General features: G+C 72.9%; 14 protein-coding genes and 3 tRNA genes. 5 read left to right on the top strand and 12 right to left on the bottom strand.

Annotated elements, in window-relative coordinates:
* Positions 1 to 29: 29 nt before the first annotated feature.
* The 6 genes from ABEB09_RS23160 to ABEB09_RS23135 form a co-directional block, all read right to left on the bottom strand.
* Positions 30 to 806: an ABC transporter ATP-binding protein gene (locus tag ABEB09_RS23160; protein WP_345691825.1), complete on the bottom strand. Its 777-nt coding sequence runs from the start codon at positions 804 to 806 to the stop codon at positions 30 to 32.
* 252 nt (positions 807 to 1,058) lie between these two features.
* The gene (locus ABEB09_RS23155) at positions 1,059 to 1,736 is read right to left on the bottom strand and encodes a response regulator (RefSeq protein ID WP_345691824.1); all 678 of its coding nucleotides are present in this window, start codon (positions 1,734 to 1,736) and stop codon (positions 1,059 to 1,061) included.
* Complete coding sequence (locus tag ABEB09_RS23150) at positions 1,733 to 3,313, bottom strand: sensor histidine kinase (RefSeq protein ID WP_345691823.1); 1,581 nt, start codon at positions 3,311 to 3,313, stop codon at positions 1,733 to 1,735. Before ABEB09_RS23150 ends, ABEB09_RS23155 begins: the two co-directional genes overlap by 4 nt.
* Before the next feature lie 352 nt (positions 3,314 to 3,665).
* Positions 3,666 to 3,739: transfer RNA gene (locus tag ABEB09_RS23145), tRNA-Ile, on the bottom strand.
* A 174-nt stretch (positions 3,740 to 3,913) separates the two neighbouring features.
* Positions 3,914 to 3,986, bottom strand: a tRNA-Asn gene (locus ABEB09_RS23140).
* 5 nt (positions 3,987 to 3,991) lie between these two features.
* Positions 3,992 to 4,064, bottom strand: a tRNA-Asn gene (locus ABEB09_RS23135).
* Positions 4,065 to 4,246: 182 nt separating this feature from the next.
* Here ABEB09_RS23135 and ABEB09_RS23130 point away from each other — a divergent pair.
* The 5 genes from ABEB09_RS23130 (at position 4,247) to ABEB09_RS23110 (ending at position 10,031) form a co-directional block, all read left to right on the top strand.
* Positions 4,247 to 4,546, top strand: coding sequence for a YtxH domain-containing protein (locus tag ABEB09_RS23130; RefSeq protein WP_345691822.1), 300 nt, complete (start codon positions 4,247 to 4,249; stop codon positions 4,544 to 4,546).
* A gap of 66 nt (positions 4,547 to 4,612) precedes the next feature.
* The gene (locus ABEB09_RS23125; RefSeq protein WP_345691821.1) at positions 4,613 to 6,049 is read left to right on the top strand and encodes an FGGY family carbohydrate kinase; all 1,437 of its coding nucleotides are present in this window, start codon (positions 4,613 to 4,615) and stop codon (positions 6,047 to 6,049) included.
* Positions 6,050 to 6,115: 66 nt separating this feature from the next.
* Positions 6,116 to 7,849, top strand: a complete 1,734-nt coding sequence (locus ABEB09_RS23120) for an ABC transporter ATP-binding protein (RefSeq protein WP_345691820.1) — start codon at positions 6,116 to 6,118, stop codon at positions 7,847 to 7,849.
* Entirely contained in the window at positions 7,849 to 9,783 is a 1,935-nt protein-coding gene (locus ABEB09_RS23115) for an ABC transporter ATP-binding protein (RefSeq protein ID WP_345691819.1), read from the top strand. The genes ABEB09_RS23120 and ABEB09_RS23115 overlap by 1 nt, the downstream gene beginning before the upstream one ends.
* Positions 9,784 to 9,812: 29 nt before the next feature.
* Positions 9,813 to 10,031 (top strand): glycine zipper domain-containing protein, encoded by a 219-nt coding sequence (locus ABEB09_RS23110; protein ID WP_345691818.1) that lies wholly within the window; start codon positions 9,813 to 9,815, stop codon positions 10,029 to 10,031.
* Positions 10,032 to 10,038: 7 nt separating this feature from the next.
* On the opposite strand, the gene ABEB09_RS23105 is transcribed toward ABEB09_RS23110, so the two are convergent.
* The 6 genes from ABEB09_RS23105 to ABEB09_RS23080 form a co-directional block, all read right to left on the bottom strand.
* Complete coding sequence (locus ABEB09_RS23105; RefSeq protein WP_345691817.1) at positions 10,039 to 11,091, bottom strand: RNA polymerase sigma factor; 1,053 nt, start codon at positions 11,089 to 11,091, stop codon at positions 10,039 to 10,041.
* 140 nt (positions 11,092 to 11,231) lie between these two features.
* A complete protein-coding gene (dnaG, locus tag ABEB09_RS23100; protein ID WP_345691816.1) occupies positions 11,232 to 13,133 on the bottom strand; it encodes a DNA primase in 1,902 nt (633 codons plus the stop codon).
* Between the two features lie 65 nt (positions 13,134 to 13,198).
* Complete coding sequence (locus ABEB09_RS23095) at positions 13,199 to 14,476, bottom strand: NAD(P)/FAD-dependent oxidoreductase (protein WP_345691815.1); 1,278 nt, start codon at positions 14,474 to 14,476, stop codon at positions 13,199 to 13,201.
* Between the two features lie 119 nt (positions 14,477 to 14,595).
* On the bottom strand, positions 14,596 to 15,921 hold the full coding sequence (locus ABEB09_RS23090) for a deoxyguanosinetriphosphate triphosphohydrolase (protein WP_345694054.1): 1,326 nt from the start codon (positions 15,919 to 15,921) through the stop codon (positions 14,596 to 14,598).
* A 54-nt stretch (positions 15,922 to 15,975) separates the two neighbouring features.
* Complete coding sequence (locus tag ABEB09_RS23085) at positions 15,976 to 16,905, bottom strand: sirohydrochlorin chelatase (protein WP_345691814.1); 930 nt, start codon at positions 16,903 to 16,905, stop codon at positions 15,976 to 15,978.
* A gap of 123 nt (positions 16,906 to 17,028) precedes the next feature.
* Positions 17,029 to 17,709 (bottom strand): hypothetical protein, encoded by a 681-nt coding sequence (locus ABEB09_RS23080; RefSeq protein WP_345691813.1) that lies wholly within the window; start codon positions 17,707 to 17,709, stop codon positions 17,029 to 17,031.
* Positions 17,710 to 17,836: the final 127 nt, after the last annotated feature.

Genomic DNA, 17,836 nt, shown 5'->3' with positions numbered 1-17,836 from the left:
AGAGAGCGGTGGCGAGCTGATCGATACGGTCAGGTGGCGCGGCCCTGGCCCTCGAACGCGAGCATCCGGTCGAGCACGGCGTGGGCGGTCGGGTCGTGCAGCTCGTCGACGAGCCGACCGTCCGCGAGGAAGACCACTCGGTCCGCGTAGGCGGCGGCCACGGGGTCGTGGGTCACCATCACCACGGTCCGGCCGAGTTCGCGCACCGAGTCGCGAAGGAAGCCCAGCACCTCCGCACCGGAACGGGAGTCGAGGTTGCCGGTCGGCTCGTCGGCGAAGACGATCTCCGGGCGGGAGACCAGGGCGCGGGCCACGGCGACGCGCTGCTGCTGGCCGCCGGAAAGCTGCGTCGGGCGGTGCGCGAGCCGGCCCGCGAGGCCGACGGTGGCGACGACGGTCTCCAGCCACGCCGCCTCGGGCCGGCGGCCGGCCAGCCGCAGCGGCAGGAGGATGTTCTCCAGCGCGGTCAAGGTGGGCAGCAGGTTGAAGCCCTGGAAGACGAAGCCGACCTTCTCCCGTCGCAACTCCGTGAGCTGCCGGTCGTCGAGTGTGGACAGTTCGACACCGCCGATCCGGGCCGACCCCGAGGTCACCGGGTCCAGGCCCGCCATGCAGTGCATCAGCGTGGACTTGCCGGAGCCGGAAGGGCCCATGACGGCGGTGAACCGGCCCCGCGCGAACTCCACGGACACCGCGTCCAGCGCGGTGACCCGGCCCTCCCCCTTCCCGTACGTCTTGGTCAGGCCGGTGCCGCAGGCGGCCGGCTCGGTGAGAGCGGTGCTGGAGGAAGGAAACGTGCGCGACATGGAGCCTCCGTCGTGGGTGCGACGGCCCGCGAGCTGTTCCGCGAGCCGGGGGCGCATCCATCGTCGCGGCCCTGAACTGCGAAAACGTCGTGCTGGAGGCGGTAGTCGACCTCTGTCGAAGGTGCGGCTTCCGCTGGCCTGTCTCTGCCGAAGGTCAGGGACAGGCCGGGCGAACTCCGTCTTGAGGGGAAGCGGAGCGGAACGTCACCGGCGGCCGGGCGCGGATGCGGGACGGCCCGGTGGGCCGTTGCGTCAGGAGGCCAGACCGGTGCGGTGGGCCAGCAGCGCGGCCTGGACCCGGCTCACCGAACCGGTCTTGTCCAGGATCGCGCCCACGTGGGTCTTCACCGTGCCGACCCCGATGCCGAGCCGCCCGGCGATGTCCTGGTTCGACAGCCCCTGGCCGAGCATCGCCAGGACCTCCCTCTCCCGGCCGGTGAGCCGGGCGATCCGCTCGTCCGCGAGCGCGCCGCCGGCGTCCTGCGGGGTACCGGACCGCAGCATCCGGGAGATCACCGTCCCGGTCACGCCCGGCGAGAGCACCGCGTCACCGGCAGCGGCCGCCCGTACCGCGCTGATGAGCTCCTGCGGTCCCTCATCCTTCAGCAGGAACCCGGCGGCACCTTCCCGCAGCGCCCGCACCACGTTGTCGTCATCACCGAAGGTCGTCAGCATCACCACGCGCGGCGCGGGGTCGAGGGCGAGCAGTGGTGCGATCGCGGCGAGCCCGTCACACACCGGCATCCGGATGTCCACCAGCGCCACATCCGGGTGGTGCGCGGCCGCCTCCTCGACCGCCGCGTGTCCGTCGGCGGCCTCGGCGACCACGTCGATGCCCTCGGCATGGCGCAGGATCAGCCGGACCCCGTGCCGGATCATGGCCTCGTCGTCGGCGAGAAGGACACGGATCGGCTCGGTGGGCCGGGTCATGGGGTCTCCCAGGGCGGGGCGTCCCGTACGGACGGGACGGTGAAGCGGTCGATGGCGATGAGGCGTTGTGCGGCGTCGAAGCAGTAGCGGGTGACGGTGAAGGCGCCGGGCCGGGGACCGGACCCGGCGGGCGGGTAGACGCAGCCCGCTGTCCGGGCGGGGCGCGGCGGTTCGTGTCCGGTGGCCGCGGCGCGCACGGCCGGGCTGTCGAACACCCCCTTCAGCTCCTGGTACGTCATGCCGAGGCGCGGCTCGGGAGGCGGGGTCGAGCCTCGCGGCTGGCTGTAGACCATGCTGATCGCGAGCGACATCAGCACCCACAGTGCCGCCGCACCGAGACCGAACGTCAACGCCCCGGCGATACGCGGACCGCGCGACAGCGCCGACGCGTCATCGTCGACCCCATCCGGTGGGGAGGCTGCCGTGTCGCCCGCGGCCGGTCTCCTCACGACGGCATCGGCCGGTTCCGCGGGGACGGCCGCCACCACCTGGAACCCGCCGGACGGCAACGCGCCGGCCTCGAAGGTTCCGCCGAGCAGCTCGACCCGCTCGCGCAGGCCCGGCAGGCCGCGCCCCGTCCCCGCCTCGCGCGGCGTCGTGGCCGGGGCCGGGGACGCGCCGTTGCGGACCGTCACACGCACCGTCCGGTCGTCGTGCTCGACCCGAACGGCGACATGGGACGCCGCCGCGTACCGGTGCACGTTCGTCAGGGCCTCCCGCACCACCCGGTGCACCGCGCGCCGCACCTGCGCCGGGCGCACGTCGAGGTCGGGGCCGCTCCACTCCCACCGCACGGCGATCCCGCCGCCGCGGGACTGCGCGACCAGCGCCGCGACGTCGGCCCGGGTGCCGGTGGCGTCGGTGAACGCGTCCGACCCGGTGTCCCGGCCGACCGGGCCGAGCACCCCGAGCACCTGACGCAGTTCGCGCATCGCGTCCCGGGTGGTGCGGCGGACCAGCACGGCCTCCTCGCGCAGCTCGGGGTCGGCCTTGGCCAGGGCGAGCTCCAGACCGCCGGCGTGCAGGGAGACGAGACTGAGCCGGTGGCCCACCAGGTCGTGCATCTCGGCGGCGATCCTCGACCGCTCGTGCAGGCGGGCTTCACCGTCCGCGAACCGGCGGGCCCGCTCAGCGGCGTCCCCGCGTTCGCGCAACGCCCGCAGCAGCCGGATCTGCTGCCCGGAGACCGTCCCCACCAGGCCGGGTACGACCACGGCGGTCACCGCCATGGCCAACCCCAGCTCCAGGCCGTAAGCGACCGAGCCGGGGCCGATCGAGGTGCCGGCCGCGGTCGCGGCCCCCGTGATCGACAGACTGGCCCCGCCCAGCAGCCGGACCCGATGGCGCGGACGGACCGTACCGATCGCCACCGTGTACGCGGCGGCCGCCGTCACCGGGCCGACCACGGCGGCCGCCCCGGCCAGGACAGCGAGCACCAGGAGCGCGGCGTCGGGCCAACGCCGCCGCAGCGGGAAGACCGCGACGGCGACCGGGATCACGAAGAGCTGGACCCCGGCGTGCGGCAGGTCCCACAGCCGCACGGCGACCGCCCACAGACACAGGGCGGCCACCGCCACACCAGCCGTCTCCCCAACGACCCGACCGGATCCTCCCGGCCGCGCCGGAACATCACTCCCGGGCTGGACGCAACGACGGAAACGGCTGAGGAGGGGCACAGCATCCAGTATCGAGAGCGTCGGGCAGGCGGACGTCCACCTCGGGACCGATGCGGGACTCTGCCTTTCGACAGAGATGGTGATCAGCCGGACGACGAACGTTCGGGAGAGTCTGTTCGTTCGAGCGCTCGGCGCATTCTCGCGGCCCCTGAATCCTGGCCTGAACGGATGAACGGGGGTCGCCACGCCCGCGTGGCAACCCCCGCTCTCAAGTTTCCGCAGGTAGAAACGTTCCTGCGCAATCACCGCAGAGTGGGGCGGGTGGGACTCGAACCCACGGCCGACGGATTATGAGTCCGCTGCTCTAACCGGCTGAGCTACCGCCCCTCGCGGCGCGTCGCGCACATTTGTGCGCGCCGTCTGCCGCAGCATAGCCGCTCATACGATCTCTTGCCTCGGATGGTCGGCAACGCACGCCCTTGAGGACTGTCGGCGACCCCTGCCCGGTTCCGGATCAGCCGAAAAAATGAGAGAGGACCCGTAGGTCCTCTCTCGTCAGTGCTCCCCCGGCTGGACTCGAACCAGCAACCCTCCGGTTAACAGCCGAATGCTCTGCCAATTGAGCTACAGGGGATCGCGCTCCCCCGACTGGACTCGAACCAGTAACCTGCCGGTTAACAGCCGGCTGCTCTGCCAATTGAGCTACAGGGGATTGCTGCGTTGCACCGAACGTACCTACCCGGGGTGTTCCGGGCGGGCGGCCGCTCGCTGCGACACATACATTAGCGCAAGCAGGGGGGTGCTCCGCCAATCGGTATCCCCGCGGCCCCACGGGTGATCTCATCCCCCCGCGGGTAGGCGGCCGGCACCGACGCCTACGGAAGGGTGGCAGCCATGCGGTACAAGCTCACGTTCCTCGTCGGCCTGGCCGTCGGATACGTCCTCGGGACCCGCGCCGGGCGCGAGCGGTACGAACAGCTGAGGAAGTCCGCCCGGCAGCTCTCCGAGAACCCGGCCGTCCGCAACGCCGCCGAGACGGCCGCGCAGACCGGGCGGCAGATGGCCGGAAGGGCCTATCACGTGGTGAGCGACACGGTCGGGGACCGGATGCCCGAGGCCGTCGCCGAGCGGGTGCGTTCCCTGCGGGACCGTGGTCAGGGGGCCGAGGACGACTGGGGCACGAGCAACACCTGAGGCCGCTGTCCGGCCCCGGTCCAGGAGGGGCCGGATACCTGGCGGAGTGCGGCAGAATCTATCTCCATGGGGATAGTCGCCGGGTTGGACAGTTCGTCGGGTTTCACGCGCATCGTCGTCTGCGACACGGACACGGGCGCCGTCCTGCGCCAGGGGTACGCCCCGCATCCCGTCGACCCGAAGGCCACGGAGGTCGACCCGCAGGCGTGGCTGCTGTCGCTGGGCGACGCCGCGACGGGCGGCCTCCTCGAAGGCGTGCAGGCCATCGGGGTGTCCGCGCAGCACGGGCTGGTCCCGCTGGACGCGCAGGGCACCCCCGTGGGGGCCGCGCTGGTCGGCAACGACAAGCGGGCGCAGGTGGCGGCCGCCGATCTGGTCGAGGCGCTGGGCGGCCGGCAGGCCTGGGCGGACGCCGTGGGCTGCGTACCGCAGGCGGCGCAGCCGGTGGCGAAGCTGCGGTGGCTGGCCCGCACCGAGCCCGAGCCGGCGCAGCGGGTCGCGGCGCTGCTCCAGCCGCACGACTGGCTGGTGTGGCAGCTGCTGGGGCGGCCGGCGCGGCGGACCACCGACCGGGGCGGCGCGTCCGGTACGGGCTACTGGTCGCCGGCCACCGGTGCGTACCGGCCGGATCTGGTGGAGCTGGCGCTGGGCCACCAGGCCGCTCTGCCCGAGGTGCTGGGGCCGGCCGAGGCCGCGGGCATGACGCCCGAGGGGCTGCTGATCTCCGCGGGCACCGGCGAGACCATGGCCGCCACGCTGGGGCTGGGGCTGGGGCTCGGGGACGCGGTGGTGTCGCTCGGCGCGTCCGGTTCGGTGATGGCCGTCCACCACGAGGCGCCGGCCGACCCCGACGGGATGATCACGGCGCTGGCCGACGCGGCGGGGCTGCACCTGCCGGTCGTCCACACGTCGAACGCGGTGCGTGCGCTGCGCGGCACGGCGGAGATGCTGGGCGTGGACAGCCTGGAGGAGCTGTCGGCGCTGGCGCTGAAGTCGACGCCGGGCGCCTCCGGTCTGGTGCTCCTCCCCTATCTGGAGGGTGAGCGCACCCCGCGGCTGCCGCACACCGCCGGAACGCTGAGCGGGCTGCGGCGCGAGTCGATGAAGCCGGAGCACCTGGCGCGGGCCGCGTTCGAGGGCATGCTGTGCGCGCTCGCCGACGCGATGGACGTGCTGCGGCGGCGCGGTGTGGAGGTGCGGCGCGTGTTCCTGCTGGGGGCGGCCGCCGGGCTGCCCGCGGTGCAGGCGGCGGCGCCCGCGATCTTCGGTGCGCAGGTCGTCGTACCGCAGCCGGCGGACTACGCGGCGCTGGGCGCGGCCCGGCAGGCGGCGTGGGCGCTGGGTGTGGCCCACGGGACGCTGTCGCCGCAGGCGCCGCCCGCGTGGCAGGGCGCGGCGGCGCAGGTGTTCGAGCCGGGCGAGGAGCTGGCGGTGGGCCAGGCGGTGCGCCAGCAGTTCATCGCGACGCGCGACGAGCTGCACCCGGGGGCGTTCAGCTCCTAGCGGAGCGGTGGCGACGCCTGGAAAGTCGGTCGTAACGGGGCAGGGTCGCGGGCGATAGTGGAAACCGTGCTCATTCAACTACTACGGAACCATCTGGGGCCGTACAAACGGCCCATAGCCCTGCTGGTGCTCCTGCAACTCGTGCAGACGAGCGCCACGCTCTATCTGCCCACACTGAACGCGGACATCATCGACAACGGTGTCGTGCGGGGGGACACCGGCTACATCCTGACGTTCGGCGCGCTGATGATCGCCGTCTCCGTCGTCCAGGTCGCGGGCAACGTCGGCGCCGTCTACTACGGCGCGCGGACGGCCGCGGCGCTCGGGCGGGACGTGCGGGCGGCGGTGTTCGCCCGTGTCCAGTCCTTCTCCGCGCGTGAGGTCGGCCAATTCGGGGCGCCGACCCTGATCACCCGCACCACCAATGACGTCCAGCAGGTGCAGATGCTGGTGCTGATGGCGTTCACGCTGATGGTGTCGGCGCCCATCATGTGCGTCGGCGGGATCGTCATGGCGCTCGGCCTCGACGTGCCCCTGTCGGGCGTGCTGCTGGCCGTGGTGCCGGTGCTCGGTATCGCCGTGTCGCTGATCGTGCGGAAGATGCGGCCGCTCTTCCGGACGATGCAGGAGCGGCTGGACACCGTGAACCGGGTGCTGCGCGAGCAGATCGCCGGCAACCGGGTCATCCGGGCGTTCGTCCGCGACGCCTACGAGCGGGAGCGGTTCAAGGGCGCCAACACGGAGCTGACCGACGTGTCGATGGCGACCGGGCGGCTGATGGCGCTGATGTTCCCGACGGTGATGACCGTGGTGAACGTCTCCAGCGTCGTGGTCGTCTGGTTCGGCGCGCACCGGATCGACTCCGGTGCCATGGAGATCGGCGCGCTGACCGCGTTCCTGGCGTATCTGATGCAGATCGTGATGGCCGTGATGATGGCCACCTTCATGTTCATGATGGTGCCGCGGGCCGAGGTGTGCGCCGAGCGCATCGAGGAGGTGCTGCGCACGGAGTCGAGCGTGGTGCCGCCGGTCGCGCCGGTGCGGGAGGCGGTCCTGCGTGGGCACCTGGAGATCCGGGACGCGGACTTCCGCTACCCGGGTGCCGAGGAGGCGGTCCTGCACGGGGTGGGTCTGGTGGCCCGGCCCGGCGAGACGACCGCGATCATCGGGTCGACGGGCAGCGGCAAGTCGACGCTGCTGGGCCTGGTGCCGCGGCTGTTCGACGTGACGGGCGGCGAGGTCCTCGTCGACGGCGTGGACGTACGGACGCTGGACCCGCAGGTCATGGCGCGGATCGTCGGCCTGGTCCCGCAGAAGCCGTACCTGTTCTCGGGGACGGTCGCGACGAACCTGCGGTACGGGCGGCCCGACGCGACCGACGAGGAGTTGTGGCAGGCCCTGGAGGTGGCCCAGGCGGCCGACTTCGTACGGGGGCTGGAAGCGGGGCTGAACGCGCCGATCTCGCAGGGCGGCACCAATGTGTCGGGCGGTCAGCGGCAGCGTCTGGCGATCGCGCGGACGCTGGTGCAGCGGCCCGAGATCTATCTCTTCGACGACTCGTTCTCGGCGCTGGACTACGCGACGGACGCGCTGCTGCGCGCGGCGCTGTCGCGGGAGACCGCCGAGGCGACGGTGGTGATCGTCGCTCAGCGCGTGTCGACCATCCGGGACGCCGACCGGATCGTGGTCCTCGACGAGGGCCGTGTGGTGGGGTCGGGCCGCCACCACGAGCTGATGCAGACCAATGAGACGTACCGGGAGATCGTGCTCTCCCAGCTGACCGAGGCGGAGGCTGCCTGATGGCCGGTCCGGCAGGACGGATGATGGCGGCGGGGGGCGGCCCCGGGGACCGCTCCATGGACTTCAAGGGCTCGTTCCGGCGGCTGCTGCGGCAGCTGGCGCCGGAGAAGGTCACCCTGTGGGTGATGATCCTGGCCGTGGTGGCCAGTGTGGCGCTGTCGGTGGTGGGTCCGCTGATCCTCGGGCGGGCCACGGACCTGGTGTTCGCGGGGGTCGTCGGGCGCGACATGCCCGAGGGCGTCAGCAAGGAGCAGGCGCTGGAGGCGCTGCGGGCCAAGGGGGACGACGGGCTCGCGGACATGCTGGCGGGCGCGGACTTCACGCCGGGGCAGGGCATCGACTTCGACGCGGTCGGCGGTGTGCTGCTGCTGGTGCTCGCCGTGTACGTGGCGGCGGGGCTGCTGATGCTGGTGTCGACGCGGATGTCGATCCGGGTGATCAACCGGACCGTGTACCGGATGCGGGAGGACGTGCAGGCGAAGCTGGAGCGGCTTCCGCTGTCGTACTTCGACCGGGCCAAGCGCGGTGAGGTGCTGAGCCGGGCGACCAACGACATCGACAACATCGGACAGACGATGCAGCAGACGATGGGGCAGCTGATCAACTCGGCGCTGACCATCGTGGGCGTGTTGGTGATGATGTTCTGGGTGTCGCCGCTGCTGGCGCTGGTCGCGCTGGTGACCGTGCCGCTGTCAGTGGTCGTGGCGACGCGGGTCGGCAAGCGGTCGCAGCCGCACTTCGTACAGCAGTGGAAGGCGACGGGCCGGCTGAACGCGCACGTCGAGGAGATGTACACCGGGCACACCCTGGTGAAGGTGTTCGGCCGGCAGGAGGAGTCGGCGGCCGAGTTCCGCGAGCAGAACGAGGACCTGTACGAGGCGGGTTTCCGGGCGCAGTTCAACAGCGGGGTCATGCAGCCGCTGATGTTCTTCGTGTCGAACCTGAACTATGTGCTGGTCGCGGTGGTCGGTGGCCTGCGGGTGGCCTCCGGGTCGCTGTCCATCGGTGACGTCCAGGCGTTCATCCAGTACTCGCGGCAGTTCTCCATGCCGCTGACGCAGGTCGCGTCGATGGCGAACCTGGTGCAGTCCGGGGTGGCGTCCGCCGAGCGGGTCTTCGAGCTGCTGGACGCGGACGAGCAGCCGGAGTCGCCCGCGCTGGAGCGGCCGGCCGAGCTGCGGGGCGCGGTGTCGCTGGAGAAGGTCGCGTTCCGCTACGACCCGGAGCGGCCGCTCATCGAGGACCTGTCGCTGAAGGTGGAGCCCGGTCAGACGGTCGCGATCGTCGGCCCGACCGGCGCGGGCAAGACGACGCTGGTGAACCTGCTGATGCGGTTCTACGAGGTGACGGGCGGCCGGATCCTGCTCGACGGGGTGGACGTGGCCCGGATGTCGCGCGAGGAGCTGCGCTCGTCGATCGGCATGGTCCTCCAGGACACGTGGCTGTTCGGCGGGACGATCGCGGAGAACATCGCGTACGGCGCGGACGCCGGCCGCGAGGTGACGCGGAAGGAGATCGAGGAGGCCGCGCGGGCCGCGCACGCCGACCGGTTCATCCGAACGCTGCCGGACGGGTACGACACCGTCATCGACGACGAGGGCACGGGCGTCAGCGCCGGCGAGAAGCAGCTGATCACCATCGCGCGGGCGTTCCTGTCCGACCCGGTGATCCTGGTGCTGGACGAGGCGACGAGTTCGGTGGACACCCGCACCGAGGTGCTGATCCAGAAGGCGATGGCCCGGCTCGCGCACGGCCGGACCAGCTTCGTCATCGCGCACCGGCTGTCGACGATCCGCGACGCGGACGTGATCCTGGTGATGGAGAATGGTTCCCTCGTCGAACAGGGCACGCATGACGAGCTGCTGACCTCGGGAGGCGCGTACGCGCGCCTGTACCAGGCGCAGTTCGCCCAAGCGGTGGCCGAGGTCGACTGACCGAAGGACGAAAGGAACGGGGGAACACCATGGAGAACACACCGCGGAGCGGCGGCGACCCCGCCGGCGCCCGCGCGGCCGGGGGCATCGCGCTGGGCATGGGAACGGGCGTCGCGCTGGGCGCGTCGCTCGGGCTGCTGATGGACAACCTGGCGCTGGGGGTCGGGGTCGGCGCGGCCTTCGGCGTCACGTTCGGGATCATCTTCGGCAGGAGCGGCGGCGACCGCCCCTCCGACGCCTCGAAGTGACGTTCCGTCAGTCCAGATAGCCGCGCAGCTGGTCCGCGAAGGCGTGGTCCCGCAGCTTGCCGAGGGTCTTGGACTCTATCTGGCGGATGCGTTCGCGCGTCACGCCGAAGAGCTTCCCTATCTCCTCCAGGGTGCGGGGCCTGCCGTCGGCCAGGCCGTAGCGGAGCTGGACGACCTTCCGCTCGCGTTCGCCGAGCGTGGAGAGCACCGCCTCCAGGTGCTCCCGCAGCAGCAGGAACGCGGCGGACTCCACGGGTGAGGCGGCGTCGCCGTCCTCGATGAGGTCGCCGAGGGCGACGTCGTCCTCCTCGCCCACCGGGGCGTGCAGCGAGACCGGCTCCTGGGCGAGGCGCAGCACTTCGCCGATCCGCTCGGGCGGCAGGTCGAGGTGCGCGGCGACCTCCTCGGCGGTGGGCTCGTGGCCGCGCTCCTGGAGCAGCCGGCGCTGGACGCGCACGACGCGGTTGATCAGCTCGACGACGTGCACGGGGACGCGGATGGTCCGGGCCTGGTCGGCGAGGGCCCGGGACATCGCCTGGCGGATCCACCAGGTGGCGTACGTGGAGAACTTGTAGCCGCGCGCGTAGTCGAACTTCTCGACGGCCCGGATGAGGCCGAGGTTGCCCTCCTGGACGAGGTCGAGCATCGTCAGGCCGCGGCCCACGTAGCGCTTGGCGACGGAGACGACGAGCCGCAGGTTCGCCTCGATGAGGCGGCGTTTGGCCATCCGGCCCATCACGACGAGGGTGTCGAGGTCGACGGCGAGCTGCGAGTCCGGGTCGGGGGTGCGGGCCAGTTTCTCCTCGGCGAACAGGCCGGCTTCGACCCGGCGGGCCAGCTCGACCTCCTCGGCGGCGGTGAGGAGCGGGATGCGGCCGATCTCCCGCAGGTACTGCCGGAACAGATCGGACGACGGGCCCGCCGTGGCCTTCCCGGCGGCCGGGCCCCGCGCCGGTTCGGGCAGTTCCACCAGGTCCGGAATGCCGTCCGGCAGGGCTTCCGGATGGTTCGGGGGCAGGCCCTGTGCGGGCACGGCATCGGTGAGGCTCTGGGTCTGCACGGGGGCGACCTCCAGGTGATCACTGCCGGTTCGGCACCGTGCACCAGTGTGGGGTACGACACAACGCCGCCACGAGGGGTGTGCGACCACTTTTTGAGACCGGTGCGTGACGGCGCGGTTACGCGCGCGAGCCGTCCGGGTCACAGCGCGGCGGCCCCGTGGGTGCGCAGGGACTGGCCGTACTGCTGGAGGACCCACAGTTCGTTCTGCACCGCCGCCACGTGGTCCGGGTCGGCGTGCGTGCCGAGGCGGGCGAGGGAGCCCTGGACGTCGTGGATACGGCGGTCGACGGCGCGCAGCCGGACGTGGACGAGCTGCATGCCGGCGTAGGTCTCGTCGACCGTGCGGGCGTGCAGGGCCTCCACGGCCAGCTCGGTGACGAGCGCGCGCACCGTGTCGTCGGGGGCCGCGTCGCGGACGCGGGCCAGGTAGTCGGCGGCGTTGTCGACGCCCTGTTCGGCGCCCCCGGCCTCGGCGATGGTGCGGCGGACGGCCGCGTAGGGCGGGGCGGTGAACTCGTCGGCGCCGTACGCGTCGAAGGCCGGCGACACCAGCGCCGGGTACTGGAGGGCGAGCTTCAGCAGCTCGCGCTCGGTGCGGTGGGCGGGGCTGCGCAGGTTGAGCGCCGGGCCCGTGGGTGCCTGCGGGGCCGCCTGCCGGTGCTGCTGCGGGGCGGCCGCCGAACGGGGGGCCGGGCCGCGGCCGCCGCCCTCGCGGGCCCAGCGGGCGAGCTGGGCGACGCGCTTGACGACGAACTGGGTGTCGAGGATCCCGAGCATGCCGGCGAGCTGCACGGCGACCTCGTGCTGGGAGGCCACGTTCTTGATGCGGGCGACGATCGGGGCGGCCTCGTCGAGGGCGGCGGCGCGGCCCGCTGGGGTCTCCAGGTCGTACCGGTTCACGATCTGCCGCAGCGCGAACTCGAACAGCGGGGTGCGCGGCTCGACCAGCTCCTGCACGGACTCGTCGCCCTTGGCGAGGCGCAGCTCGCAGGGGTCCATGCCGTCGGGGGCGATGGCGATGTACGTCTCGGCGGCGAACTTCTGGTCGTCCTCGAAGGCGCGCAGGGCGGCCTTCTGGCCGGCGGCGTCGCCGTCGAAGGTGAAGATCACGCGCGCCGAGCCGTTGTCCATGAGGAGCCGGCGGAGGATCTTGATGTGGTCGCCGCCGAAGGCGGTGCCGCAGGTGGCGATGGCGGTGGTGACCCCGGCGAGGTGGCAGGCCATGACGTCCGTGTAGCCCTCGACGACGACCGCGCGGCTGGACTTGGCGATGTCCTTCTTCGCGAGGTCGATGCCGTAGAGCACCTGGGACTTGCGGTAGATCGGCGTCTCGGGGGTGTTGAGGTACTTGGGGCCGTTGTCGTCGTCGCGGAGCTTGCGCGCGCCGAAGCCGACGACCTCGCCGCCGACGTCCCGGATGGGCCACATGAGGCGGCCGCGGAACCGGTCGATGGGGCCGCGGCGGCCGTCCTGGGAGAGCCCGGAGAGGATCAGCTCCTTGTCGGAGAATCCCTTGCCGCGCAGGAACCGGGTGAGGTGGTCCCAGCCCGCGGGGCTGTAGCCGACGCCGAAGTGCTGGGCGGCGGCCTGGTCGAAACCGCGCTCGGCGAGGAACTTCCGCCCGATCTCGGCCTCGGGCGTGCCGAGCTGGTCGGCGTAGAACTGGGCGGCCGCCCGGTGCGCCTCGACCAGCCGGATGCGCTCGCCGCGCTGGTGGGTGGGGTTGTAGCCGCCCTCCTCGTAGCGGAGGGTGATGCCGGCCTTGGCGGCGAGGCGCTCGACCGTCTCCGAGAAGGAGAGGTGGTCGATCTTCATCACGAAGGCGATCGTGTCGCCGCCCTCCTGGCAGCCGAAGCAGTGGAACAGCCCCTTGCTGGGGCTGACCTGGAAGGAGGGGGACTTCTCGTCGTGGAAGGGGCACAGGCCCTTGAGGTTGCCGCCGCCGGCGTTGCGCAGCTGGAGGTACTCGGAGACGACCGCGTCGATCGGGACCGCGTCCCGAACCGCTTTCACGTCCTCATCGTTGATCCTGCCTGCCACGCAGAGATTCTACGGGGCGGGGCGCGGAGCCCGGGCCGTGCGTGGCGGCCCGGGCTGTCCCGCAGCTAAGGGGCGGGGAGGACCGACGGCAGCGGGACCGACGGGTCTCCCAGGGCGTCCGTGTCGACCGTGGTGCCCGCGGCGCCCGCCCGGACCAGGTCCTGGATGGGCGCTGTGACGTCCCACACATTCACGTTCATCCCGGCCAGGACCCGCCGGTCCTTCAGCCAGAAGGCGATGAACTGCCGCTTGGCGACGTCCCCGCGCAGCACGACCTGGTCGTACGAGCCGGGGGGCGCCCAGCCCGAGTACTCCAGGCCCAGGTCGTACTGGTCGGAGAAGAAGTACGGGATCCGGTCGTAGGAGACGTCCTGGCCGAGCATGGCGCGGGCCGCGGCGGGGCCGCCGTTGAGGGCGTTGGCCCAGTGCTCGACGCGCAGGCGCATGCCGAGCAGCGGGTGGTGGGCGGCGGCCACGTCGCCGGCCGCGTGGATGTCGGGGTCCGAGGTGCGCAGCGCGGCGTCGACGGCGACGCCGCCGCCGTGGGCGCGGTCGACCAGGGCGAGGCCGGCGGTCTCGGCGAGCGCGGTGCGCGGGACGGCGCCGATCGCGGCGAGCACGGCGTGGGCGGGCTGTTCCTCGCCGTCCTCGGTACGGGCGGCCAGCACCATGCCGTCCTGGCCGACGATCTCCGTGAGGCGGGTGCCGAACAGGAAGCGGACGCCGTGCTCGCTGTGCAGGTCGGTGAAGAGCTGGCCCAGCTCGGGGCCGACGACCTGGTGCAGCGGGGTCGGCGCGGGTTCGACGACGGTGACCTCGGCGCCGTAGCCGCGGGCGGCGGCGGCGACCTCCAGGCCGATCCAGCCGGCGCCGGCGATGACCAGGTGGCCGTTGTCGCGGCCGAGGGCGGACAGCACGCCCTGGAGGCGGTCGGCGTGGGAGAGGACGCGCAGGTGGTGGACTCCGGCGAGGCCGCTGCCGGGGATGTCGAGGCGGCGGGGTTCGGCGCCCGTGGCGAGCAGCAGCTTGTCGTAGCGGATGGTGGTGCCGTCGCCGAGGCGGACGGTGCGGGCGGCGCGGTCGAGGGCGGTGACCGGCTGGCCCAGGTGCAGTTCGATGTCGGCCTGCGCGTACCAGGCGGGCTCGTGGACGTAGACGCTGTCGCGCTCCTCCTTGCCGGAGAGGTAGCCCTTGGAGAGGGGTGGGCGTTCGTAGGGGTGGTCGCGTTCTTCGCCGATGAGGATCACCCGGCCGGTGAACCCCTCGGAGCGGAGCGTCTCGGCCGCCTTGGCACCGGCCAGTCCCCCGCCGACGATGACGAAGGTCTGATCTGCGTCGACCACTTGTTGCCTCCTACCCGGAATGCACAGTTCGTCCAAGTCCACGCTACGCCGCGCCGCTGCGGTGGCGGTCGGGGCGCCCACAGGAGGGTCCCGCACGGAGGCGGGGCGCGAAAGAGGGACTACCGGGTGTGCGGTGCCGTGAGGCGGGCGTGCAGTGCGCGGGCGGAGGCGTCGGTGAGGGAGGCGATCTGGTCGACCACGACGCGCTGGCGGGCGCGGTCGTCGGGCGCGGAGTCGAACAGGGCGCGGAATTGGGGGTCGAGGCCTTCGGGGGCGCGGTGCATCAGGGCGTCGGCCAGCTCGGCGAGGACGATGCGCTGGTCGGCGCGCAGGGCCTCCTGTTCGGCGCGCTGCATCACGTACCGGTCGGCTACGGCCTTGAGGACCGCGCATTCGTTGCGGGTGGCGCGGGGGACGACCAGCTCGGCGCCGTACCGGGTCAGGCGGCCCGTGCCGTACGCCTGGCGCGTCGCGGCCTCGGCGGCGAGGCAGAAGCGGCCGATGAGCTGGCTGGTGGCGTCCTTCAGCCGGGCCTGGGCGAGGGCCGTGCCGTCGTAGCCGTGCGGCCACCAGTCCTGGTCGATGAGCCGGTCGAGGGCGTCGGCCAGCTCCTGGGGGTCGGTGTCGTACGGCACGTAGCGGCCGATGGCGACGGTCCAGATGTCGGCGCGCTCCGGTTCGGCGAGGAGCATGTTGGGGTCGATGTGGCCGGCGTGCAGGCCGTCCTCGAAGTCGTGCACGGAGTACGCCACGTCGTCGGACCAGTCCATGACCTGGGCCTCGAAGCACGTGCGGGAGGCGGGCACGCCCTGGCGCACCCAGGCGAAGACGGGCAGGTCGTCCTCGTAGACGCCGAACTTCGGGGAGTGCGGGTCGGTGGGGTGGCCGCTGCGCGGCCAGGGGTACTTGGTGGCGGCGTCGAGGGCGGCGCGGGTGAGGTTGAGGCCGACGCTGACCAGTTCGCCCGTCTCGCGGCTGGGGACGAACCGCTTGGGTTCGATGCGGGTGAGCAGGCGGAGCGACTGGGCGTTGCCCTCGAAGCCGCCGCAGTCCTTGGCGAACTCGTTGAGGGCCTGCTCGCCGTTGTGCCCGAAGGGCGGGTGGCCCATGTCGTGGGAGAGGCAGGCCGCTTCGACGAGGTCGGGGTCGCAGCCGAGTGCGGCGCCCAGCTCTCGGCCGACCTGGGCGCATTCGAGGGAGTGGGTGAGCCGGGTGCGGGGGCTGGCGTCCCAGGCGGGGGTCCTCGTGCCGGGCGTGACGACCTGGGTCTTGCCGGCCAGGCGGCGCAGGGCGGCGGAGTGCAGCACGCGGGCGCGGTCGCGCTGGAAGGCCGTGCGGCCGGGGCGCTTGTCGGGCTCGGGCGCCCAGCGCTCGGTCGCGGCCTCGTCGTAGGCCCCGCCGTCGGCCTCGCCGTACGCGTCGTATGCGTGGGTCGTACCTTCCATGCCGTTCATGCAGTGAAGGTAACCGCCGGGGGTGACAGTGAAGCGTGTGGTGCGTCAGGCGGGCGTCAATTGGCGGGTCGTCGTCGCGGTCGCCGGGGCGGCCGTGGCCCGGGCGGCGGCCCGGTCGTAGCGGTGCAGGACGAGGCGGGCGAGGGCCGGGTGCGGGCCGAGCGGGGCGGCGGCGAGCCAGGGCGCGTCGGCCGCGGCGCGGGTGGCGAAGAGGCCGGGCGCGGTGAAGCAGGAGGCGACGGCGACGCGGTGGTGGCCGCGGGCGGCGAGGGCGCGGACGGCCTCGGCGACGGTCGGGGCGGCGGCGGAGGCGTAGGCGGGAACGACGGGGGTGCCGCCGAGGCGGGCGCTCAGCAGTCGGGCGGTGCGGCGGGTGTCGGCGGCCGACTCGGGGTCGCGGGAGCCGGCGGCGGCCAGGACGACGGCGGTGGCGGGGTCGGCGCCGTGCCGGGCGGTCCAGCCGGCCTCGGTGAGCCGTGCGTGGAGCGCCTCGGCGAGGAGGGGGTGCGGGCCGAGGGGTGCGGCGACGCGGACGTGGACGCGGGGGGCGGCGGAGGCGGCGGCCTGCGGCAGGTCGTGCTTGACGTGGTGGCCGCGGCTGAACAGCAGCGGGACGAGGACGGCGGCCGAGCCGTCGGGCAGCGTGTCGAGGGTGTCGGTGAGCAGGGGCTCGTTCAGCTCGATGTGGCCGAGGCGGACGGTGAGGTCGGGGCGCAGCTCGCGGACGCGGTCGAGGAGCGCGGTGACGGCGGGCAGGGCCCGCGGGTCGCGGCTGCCGTGGGCGACGGCGACGAGGGCGGGTGCCTCGTGGGGTGTGCTCATGGGCGGCCTGCGCGTTTCGGGGTGGCGGTGGTGGTGGAGGTGACGCAGCTGGGTGCCGAGCTGTGCGGTGATACGGCCGAACAGCTGGGCGGCCGTGGGGAAGCCGCTGTCGGGGTGGGACTCGCTCGGGTGGCGGGGATCCGGCTGCGTCATGCACCGATCCTGGCGGGCGTGTATTGCGGGGCCGTTGCGCAGGGGTGACGGGTGTTTTCCGTGGGCTCACGGCGGGGGGTGGGGGGGTGTCAGCGGCCCGCCGGGTGCCGGGGCGGCGGCCGGTCAGCCCTGCGCGAGCCAGATGCGCAGCGGTCCGGCGGGCGCGAAGCCGTGGCGCAGGGCGGCGGCGAGGTCGTCGCCGTGCTCGTAGCCGACGACCGGGGTGCCGGGCCACCGTTCGGCGGCGAACGCGAGGACGGCGGGCCAGGCCTCGTCGGGCGGGCCGAACAGGTTGGAGACGCCGACGGCGCCGGCGGCGTGGGTGACGACGGCGCCGCCGGTGACCGCGCCATCGGCGTCGTGGCCCGCGAGGACGTACGTCCCCGGGGTGTCGAGGAGCCCGGGGCGGAAGAGGTCCATGGGCTCGCCGTCGCTCCAGGCCGCCTCCCAGTCCGCGAGTGCGGCGGGCGTGCGGACCGGCTGCCAGGGGGTGGGGCGGGACACCGGCAGGCCGGCGGGGCGGTGGATCCACTGGGCGTCGAAGAGGACGGTGAAGCCGTGGTCGGTGAGGTCCAGCGTCGCGAAGCTGTCCTTGACCGAGCAGCCGGGCGTCGTGTCCACGCCCGTCAGGACGTCGTCGGGGCCGGCGTCGGGCGCGAGCGAGACGGCGTCGGGGTAGTAGGGCGGGGTCCGGTCGGCCGAGGTCCAGGCGCGGTCGGTGAACGTGCCGGGAGCGAGGCCGTGGGCGCGGCACATGGCGGCGCACCACTCGGCGTTGTTCCGGGCGGCGGCCGTGGTCTGCATGGGGCGCATCCTGCCAGACGCTCGCACAGAAGTGCGCCTTCCTACCCGCTGTATGATTTCCGAAACGTGGAATATGTTTTCCGTTGCAGCTTCGACATCGGGCGTGGAGGGGGAGGGAACCGTGGCC

It is taken from the genome of Streptomyces coeruleoprunus, from assembly GCF_039542925.1.
Taxonomy (GTDB): domain Bacteria; phylum Actinomycetota; class Actinomycetes; order Streptomycetales; family Streptomycetaceae; genus Streptomyces; species Streptomyces coeruleoprunus.
This window is presented reverse-complemented; position numbering and strand designations above follow the sequence as displayed.

Excerpts from the sequence above, each read along its gene's own strand:
- ABEB09_RS23080 (WP_345691813.1), bottom strand. The coding sequence starts at position 17,709 with ATGCAGACCACGGCCGCCGCCCGGAACAACGCCGAGTGGTGCGCCGCC.
- ABEB09_RS23125 (WP_345691821.1), top strand. The coding sequence starts at position 4,613 with ATGGGGATAGTCGCCGGGTTGGACAGTTCGTCGGGTTTCACGCGCATC.
- ABEB09_RS23130 (WP_345691822.1), top strand. The coding sequence starts at position 4,247 with ATGCGGTACAAGCTCACGTTCCTCGTCGGCCTGGCCGTCGGATACGTC.
- ABEB09_RS23160 (WP_345691825.1), bottom strand. The coding sequence starts at position 806 with ATGTCGCGCACGTTTCCTTCCTCCAGCACCGCTCTCACCGAGCCGGCC.
- ABEB09_RS23085 (WP_345691814.1), bottom strand. The coding sequence starts at position 16,905 with ATGACGCAGCCGGATCCCCGCCACCCGAGCGAGTCCCACCCCGACAGC.
- ABEB09_RS23110 (WP_345691818.1), top strand. The coding sequence starts at position 9,813 with ATGGAGAACACACCGCGGAGCGGCGGCGACCCCGCCGGCGCCCGCGCG.
- ABEB09_RS23115 (WP_345691819.1), top strand. The coding sequence starts at position 7,849 with ATGGCCGGTCCGGCAGGACGGATGATGGCGGCGGGGGGCGGCCCCGGG.
- ABEB09_RS23090 (WP_345694054.1), bottom strand. The coding sequence starts at position 15,921 with ATGGAAGGTACGACCCACGCATACGACGCGTACGGCGAGGCCGACGGC.
- ABEB09_RS23155 (WP_345691824.1), bottom strand. The coding sequence starts at position 1,736 with ATGACCCGGCCCACCGAGCCGATCCGTGTCCTTCTCGCCGACGACGAG.